At 71.0% G+C, this 6,438-nt stretch carries 7 protein-coding genes; 6 read left to right on the top strand and 1 reads right to left on the bottom strand.

Annotation, left to right across the window (positions count from 1 at the left end; all coding sequences use genetic code 11):
- Nucleotides 1-35 precede the first annotated feature (35 nt).
- The 3 genes from ACIQF6_RS32540 to ACIQF6_RS32550 all read left to right on the top strand — a co-directional run bounded on the left by ACIQF6_RS32540 (nucleotide 36) and on the right by ACIQF6_RS32550 (nucleotide 3,343).
- Nucleotides 36-1,340 carry a sensor histidine kinase gene (locus ACIQF6_RS32540; RefSeq protein WP_400901525.1) on the top strand — a complete coding sequence of 435 codons (1,305 nt, stop codon included), beginning with the start codon at nucleotides 36-38 and terminating at the stop codon, nucleotides 1,338-1,340.
- A 203-nt stretch (nucleotides 1,341-1,543) separates the two neighbouring features.
- Nucleotides 1,544-2,521, top strand: coding sequence for an acyl-ACP desaturase (locus ACIQF6_RS32545; RefSeq protein WP_400901527.1), 978 nt, complete (start codon nucleotides 1,544-1,546; stop codon nucleotides 2,519-2,521).
- Nucleotides 2,522-3,043: 522 nt separating this feature from the next.
- Complete coding sequence (locus ACIQF6_RS32550; protein ID WP_043909894.1) at nucleotides 3,044-3,343, top strand: DUF4193 domain-containing protein; 300 nt, start codon at nucleotides 3,044-3,046, stop codon at nucleotides 3,341-3,343.
- A gap of 277 nt (nucleotides 3,344-3,620) precedes the next feature.
- On the opposite strand, the gene ACIQF6_RS32555 is transcribed toward ACIQF6_RS32550, so the two are convergent.
- Nucleotides 3,621-4,070, bottom strand: coding sequence for a DUF3093 domain-containing protein (locus ACIQF6_RS32555; RefSeq protein WP_400901529.1), 450 nt, complete (start codon nucleotides 4,068-4,070; stop codon nucleotides 3,621-3,623).
- A 95-nt stretch (nucleotides 4,071-4,165) separates the two neighbouring features.
- Here ACIQF6_RS32555 and ACIQF6_RS32560 point away from each other — a divergent pair, with 95 nt between their 5' ends.
- The 3 genes from ACIQF6_RS32560 to ACIQF6_RS32570 all read left to right on the top strand — a co-directional run bounded on the left by ACIQF6_RS32560 (nucleotide 4,166) and on the right by ACIQF6_RS32570 (nucleotide 6,154).
- Entirely contained in the window at nucleotides 4,166-4,747 is a 582-nt protein-coding gene (locus ACIQF6_RS32560) for a PaaI family thioesterase (protein ID WP_400901531.1), read from the top strand.
- Complete coding sequence (dut, locus tag ACIQF6_RS32565; RefSeq protein WP_073817349.1) at nucleotides 4,744-5,211, top strand: dUTP diphosphatase; 468 nt, start codon at nucleotides 4,744-4,746, stop codon at nucleotides 5,209-5,211. Before ACIQF6_RS32560 ends, dut begins: the two co-directional genes overlap by 4 nt.
- 151 nt (nucleotides 5,212-5,362) lie before the next feature.
- Nucleotides 5,363-6,154, top strand: a complete 792-nt coding sequence (locus ACIQF6_RS32570; protein ID WP_400901534.1) for a DUF3710 domain-containing protein — start codon at nucleotides 5,363-5,365, stop codon at nucleotides 6,152-6,154.
- The last annotated feature ends 284 nt before the right edge of the window (nucleotides 6,155-6,438 follow it).

The following is a 6,438-nucleotide window of genomic DNA, read 5'->3' on the forward strand; positions in this document are numbered from 1 at the left end:
GCAACCCCCACCGCCGTCTGAGAGGACTTCCGGCCATGACCACCCCGCCACCCCCCGGCGGGGCCCCCGGCGTGCCCACCCCGGGCCCGGGCCAGGTGCCCCCGCGTCCGAACCACCCCCCGCGCCGGCCCGGCCCCGGCCGCGACGACGACGCCTACCGCCCCGGCGACGGCCTGTTCGCCTGGCTGTCGCTGCGCCCGACGATCCGCATCCGGCTCACCCTGCTGTACGGCGGGATGTTCCTGATGGCCGGCGTGGTGCTGCTGCTGCTGATGTACTACTTCGTCCGCTCGGCCTTCCAGACCGACCTGGTGCCGCACTTCACCCTCGGCCAGGGCGTCACGCTGCGGGCCTACGACGGCACCAACCTGACCAACCAGGCCGACCTCGACCGGTGGCTGGCGAACTTCCAGTCCACCCGGAGCAACGAGGCGCTCTCCACCCTGCTGCGCAAGGCGCTGACCGCGCTGGTCTGCCTGGCCGTGATCGCCTTCGCGGTCGGCTACACGGTGGCCGGCCGGGTGCTGCACCCGCTCGGCCGGATCACCCGCACCGCCCGCGAGGTGGCCGGCTCCGACCTGCACCGCCGGATCAACCTGGACGGCCCGGACGACGAGCTCAAGGAACTCGCCGACACCTTCGACGAGATGCTGGAGCGCCTCGACCGCGCCTTCGACTCCCAGCACCGGTTCGTCGCCAACGCCTCGCACGAGCTGCGCACCCCGCTGGCGATCAACCGCACCCTGCTGGAGGTGCAGCTCTCCGATCCGAACACCTCGCCGGACCTGCAACAGCTCGGCAAGACCCTGCTGGCCACCAACGAGCGCAGCGAGCAGCTGGTGGAGGGCCTGCTGCTGCTGGCCCGCAGCGAGAACGAGCTGACCGAGCGCCGCCCGGTCGACCTCGCCGAGGTCGCCCAGCGGGCCCTGGAGCAGATCCGCCCGGAGGCCGGCACCCGCGAGGTGGAGCTGCGCGCCGAACTGGCCGCCGCGCCCGCCCACGGCAACGGTGTGCTGCTGGAGCGGATCGCGCTCAACCTGCTGCAGAACGCCGTGCGCTACAACAGCCCCGGCGGCTGGGTGGAGATCACCACCACCGCGGTCCGCGGCGGTGGCGGCGAGCTGGTGGTGAGCAACACCGGCCCGGTGGTGCCCGGCTACGAGCTGGACCACATCTTCGAGCCGTTCCGCCGGCTGAAGAACACCGACCGCACCCGCAGCGACAAGGGCGTCGGTCTCGGCCTGTCGATCGTCCGCTCCGTGGTGCGCGCCCACGGAGGCACCCTGGAGGCCACTGCCCGCCCCGGAGGAGGCCTGCGCATCCAGGTCCGCATCCCTTAGTCGCCGGAGCGCCCTCCGGGCCGCCTGCGCCCGTCCACGGCGTTTTCCGGTGCCGGAACGCCCTCAGCCGCCCCTGTTCGGCCTTTGTCGGAACGACATAAGCGCTGGACAGGGGCGGCTTGTCATTTGCGGCCGCGACAACTTACGGTGTCGTAACCTACGCAGCCGTAGGTCCGTCCCGCACATCCGCAGGAGCAACCGCCGTGACCATCGCCCCCGTGCAGCGCACCGCAACGACCGCCTGGACCGACGCCAGGCTGATCCTCGCGCTCGAAGAGGTCGTGGAGACCGAGCTCGACCGGCACCTCAAGGTGGCCAAGGAGTGGATGCCGCACGAGTACGTGCCGTGGAGCCAGGGACGGGACTTCGACGGCGTGCTCGGCGGCGAGGCCTGGTCGCTCGACCAGTCCAAGGTCACCCCGCTGGCCCGGATCTCGCTGGTGGTCAACCTGCTGACCGAGGACAACCTCCCCAGCTACCACCACGAGATCGCCAGCATGTTCGGCCGCGAGGGCGCCTGGGGCACCTGGGTGCACCGCTGGACCGCCGAGGAGGGCCGGCACGGCATAGCGATCCGCGACTACCTGCTGGCCACCCGCGCCGTCGACCCGGTCGAGCTGGAGCGGGCCCGGATGGCGCACATGGCGGAGGGCTTCGCGTCCGACAACGCGCACAGCATGCTGCAGTCCGTCGCCTACGTCGCCTTCCAGGAGCTGGCCACCCGGATCGCCCACCGCAACACCGGCCACCACTCCGGCGACCCGCTCTGCGACCAGCTGCTGGCCAAGATCGCCAACGACGAGAACCTGCACATGGTCTTCTACCGGAACCTGCTGAAGGCCGCCCTGGAGATCGCCCCCGACCAGGCCATGCGCGCCGTCGCCGACGTGGTGCTGAACTTCCGGATGCCCGGTCACGGCATGCCCGGCTTCGAGCGCTCCGCCGCGCAGATCGCCATCGGCGGCATCTACAACCTGCGGATCCACCACGACGACGTGCTGCAGCCGGTGCTGCGCCACCTGAAGGTCATGGAGATCGCCGACCTCGGCCCGGTGGGCCGGCAGGCCCAGGACGAGCTGGGCGCCTTCCTGGGCGGCCTGAACGCCCAGGCGACCCGCTTCGACGAGCGCCAGGCCGCCCTGCTCGCCCGCCGCGCCGCCGCGGCCGCCGCCCGCGCCTGAGCGTGGCCGCCGGGACGCGGAGCGTCCCGGTTCGAATCCGGTCGGTATGCGGACAATCCGACCGCTCGGAGTCGGGTCGAAAGGCCCGTTTTTGCGGGAAACGCCCGCACTCGCGCCAGATGTGACGAACATCACACCCCGTCGGGCGGCCCAGTCGCGCCACTCGTCGGGGTGATCACCCGTTCGGGTGGGTCGGTAGCACTGAGTCACCATGGCGGGCAATCGCGGACAACTCGACCGATCGTCAAGAACCCTTACTCCCGGTCGAGTTGTCGCCCGACCCGCCGAACGGCGGCCACCCACCGTAACGATCGATGACTCGCGCCCCCGACCGGTTCACCCACGCGGTGGACCGCGTTCGGACCCCGTTCGATCATCCCGAAGGGCCTCGGGCCGGGTGTCGATTGAGTAACAGGGCTTGAAGTAAGGCACAATCTCGGCCTCGGGTCGGGCACAAGACCGGCCCCCCAGGCGTTACGTGCGCTGGAGATACCGCACACACCCAAAGGGGGAGAGCGAAACATGGCAACGGACTACGACACCCCACGCAAGACCGATGACGACCTCAACGAGGACAGCATCGAGGAACTGAAGGCCCGCCGGAACGAGAAGGCTTCCGGCTCTGTCGACGTCGACGAGTACGACGCCAACGAGGGCCTGGAGCTCCCCGGAGCCGATCTCTCCAACGAGGAGCTGTCGGTCCGCGTGCTGCCCCGACAGGCCGACGAGTTCACCTGCATGAGCTGCTTCCTGGTGCACCACCGGAGCCAGCTGTACAGCGAGAAGAACGGCCAGCCGATCTGCCGGGACTGCGGCGCCTGAAAACGGCGCGGCACTGGCCCGGGCGGGCGAGACCCCTCCGCCGGCCCGGTACGCCGCCCCGTCCGGCCTTGAGCAGCAAGGCCGGAGGCAGAAGCAGCGACCGTCCCGAGCGGTCGCACCCGGCAGAGCGCGAACCGCGCGCCTGCACCCGCAGTGCACGCAGACAGACCGAAAGGGACGGCCCCCACCACCTGGGGCCGTCCCTTTCGGTCTGTCTGCGTTGTTCCGTCTGTCGCGCGGCCCTGCCCGCGCCGTTGTTCCCGAGTGCCCGGACCGGTCAGCGGCCCCGGCCGCCCGCCGCCTCGCCCAGCGCGTCCGCCAGCCGCTGCGGCGACCGGGTCGACAGGTACAGGTACGGCGTCGGGTCCGCCGGGTCCGTCACCGCGACCTTCAGCGCCGTCGGCACGTAGCTGCGCAGCAGCATGAACGCCCGCGGGTCGGCCTTCACCGAACGCCAGGCGACGGCCTCCTTCGGGTTCAGCACCTCGGCCTCGCCGAGCGCGCTCACCGGGATCCGGGCCTGCCCCGCCACCAGCGACCCCTGCACCACCCGGATCCGCGCCGAGCCGTAGCTGCTCAGGGCCGCCGCCCCGGCGGCCACCCCCACGACCAGCCCGATCAGGGCGCCCAGCCCGCTGAACCGGAGCAGGATCAGCCCGAGCGAGAGCCCGAGCGCCACGGGCAGCAGCCACCAGGACCGCGGGACGGTGAGACGTTCCTCGTACATGCCTCCCATTGTGGGCGCAGCACACGCCGGGCCCGGCGGCCGGGGCCCCTCGGCGCGCCTGTCCCGGGAAACTACCGACAGGTAGGGTCGCGACTGTGAACGGACCCACCCCCACCACCCCGCCCGCGGACGCCGTCCTGCCGCCCCGCTCCCCGCTCGCCCCCGCACCCGGCACCGTCATCGGCTCCCACTACGACGACTGCTTCGGCTGCGGCCCGCACCACCCGCACGGACTCCAGCTCGTCGCCGTCGCCGGCGAGCAGCTCGACGTCACCGCGCAGTTCACCGTCAAGACGGCCCACCAGGGCGGCCCCGGACTGGCCCACGGCGGCGTCCTGGTCAGCGCCATGGACGAGACCCTCGGCACGCTCAACTGGCTGCTCGGCGCCCCCGCCGTCACCGGCCGCCTGGAGACCGACTTCGTCCGCCCGGTCCCCGTCGACTCCGTGCTGCACATCCACGCACGGGTGACCGGCGTCCACGGCCGCAAGGTCTACAGCGCCGCCGAAGGCCGGATAGGCGGACCCGACGGGCCGGTCGCCATCCGCGCCCAGGCACTGTTCGTCCAGGTGAAGCTGGAACACTTCACCACGCACGGCCGTCCCGAGGACGTGCAGAAGGTCCTGGACGACCCGGACCAGATCAAACGCGCCCGAGCCTTCGAGGTGAACCCGTGACCGACTCCGCCCGCCAGCCCGTCGACATCCTGATCCGCCGCCTCGACCCGGAGATCCCGCTCCCCGCCTACGAGCACCCCGGCGACGCCGGCGCCGACCTGCGCACCACCGAGGACGCCGAACTCCAGCCCGGCGAACGGGCGCTGCTCCCCACCGGCATCTCCATCGCGCTACCGGACGGCTACGCCGCGTTCGTCCACCCGCGCTCAGGTCTCGCAGCCCGTTGCGGAGTTGCACTGGTGAACGCCCCAGGGACGGTCGATGCCGGGTACCGTGGTGAGATCAAGGTGATCGTCGTCAACCTGGACCCTCGGGAGCCGGTCAACTTCAAGCGAGGCGACCGAATTGCCCAGCTGGTCATCCAGCAGGTCGAGAAGGCCCGCTTCCACGAAGTGGGTGAACTCCCGGGTTCGGTCCGCGCCGAGGGCGGGTTCGGCTCGACCGGCGGTCACGCCGCGGTCTAGCATGCGCCGCGGCCTCGGCTCAGCCGAGCCGCACGACGAACGGGTGGAAGCGATGCAGTTGCAGCGATTTTCGGCCGGTCCAGTGGGTAGCAGGTAGCAGATATTCGCGTTCGGTCTTGGATTCGGTCTTGGACCGGGAAGGACAGTGACCGTGTTCCGTCGTCGCAAGAGCGAGGACGCTGTCGAGCAGCTCGCCGAGGACGCCATCAGCGCCGACGAGACGGCCGATGACGTCGAGGATTCCGTCGAGAGCGAGAGCGACACCGAACTCGACCCGGCCGACCGCGTCGGCCTCCCGCCGGCCCCGCGCCCGGACGGGCCGTGGGACATCTCCGAGCTGGAGAAGCCCGCAGAGGGCCGTGTCGACCTGGGTGGCCTGCTGGTCCCCGGTGTCGAGGGCATGGAGCTCCGGGTGGAGGTGGCCGGGGACGCGATCGTCGCCGCCACCCTGGTGCTCGGCAACAGCGCCATTCAGCTGCAGGCCTTCGCCGCCCCCAAGTCGGAGGGCATCTGGGGCGAGGTCCGCGAGGAGATCGCCACCGGCATCACCGGCCAGGGCGGCGCCATCGAGGAGGAGGAGGGCTCGCTCGGCTGGCACCTCCGCGCCCAGGTCCCGGTGCAGCTCCCCGACGGCACCCAGGGTGTCCAGCTGGTCCGCTTCGTCGGCTGCGACGGCCCGCGCTGGTTCCTCCGCGGTGTGATCTCCGGCCAGGCCGCGGTCCAGCCCGAGATGGCCGGCCTGCTCGAAGAGGTCTTCCGGCAGACCGTCGTGGTCCGCGGCGAGGCCCCCATGGCCCCCCGCGACCCGATCGTCCTCAAGCTCCCCGAGGACGCCCAGATGGTCGCCGACGGCGCTGCGGCCCCCGCCGACGCCGAATCCCCCTATGCGGGCGGCTCCATCGACCCCTTCTCGCGCGGCCCCGAGATCACCGAGGTCCGCTGACCTCCTCGACGCCCCGCGTCGCTGTCCGCCCCCGCACCGTTCGCGTGCGGGGGCGGATTTGCTTTGCGGACGCCGATCCCCGTACAGTTCCGGAGTCGCACCGAGAGGGGCGAACAAAGCGAGTCGGACTGAATGAAACTCCGGAAAACGGAGCGGAAAACATCTGATAAGCTGAGAACACGAAAGAATGAAGCGCCCGGAGGGCCCGCAGGAATGCGGCTCGAAGGAAGTGTCCGTTCCTTGAGAACTCAACAGCGTGCCAAAAGTCAACGCCAGATATGTTG

The sequence above is a fragment of the Kitasatospora sp. NPDC092948 genome (assembly GCF_044754805.1).
In the GTDB taxonomy this organism is placed as follows: Bacteria; Actinomycetota; Actinomycetes; order Streptomycetales; family Streptomycetaceae; genus Kitasatospora.

Bases quoted from the DNA above. Each gene is read 5' to 3' on its own strand.
- ACIQF6_RS32540 (WP_400901525.1), top strand. From the start codon at position 36: ATGACCACCCCGCCACCCCCCGGCGGGGCCCCCGGCGTGCCCACCCCG.
- ACIQF6_RS32550 (WP_043909894.1), top strand. From the start codon at position 3,044: ATGGCAACGGACTACGACACCCCACGCAAGACCGATGACGACCTCAAC.
- ACIQF6_RS32555 (WP_400901529.1), bottom strand. From the start codon at position 4,070: ATGTACGAGGAACGTCTCACCGTCCCGCGGTCCTGGTGGCTGCTGCCC.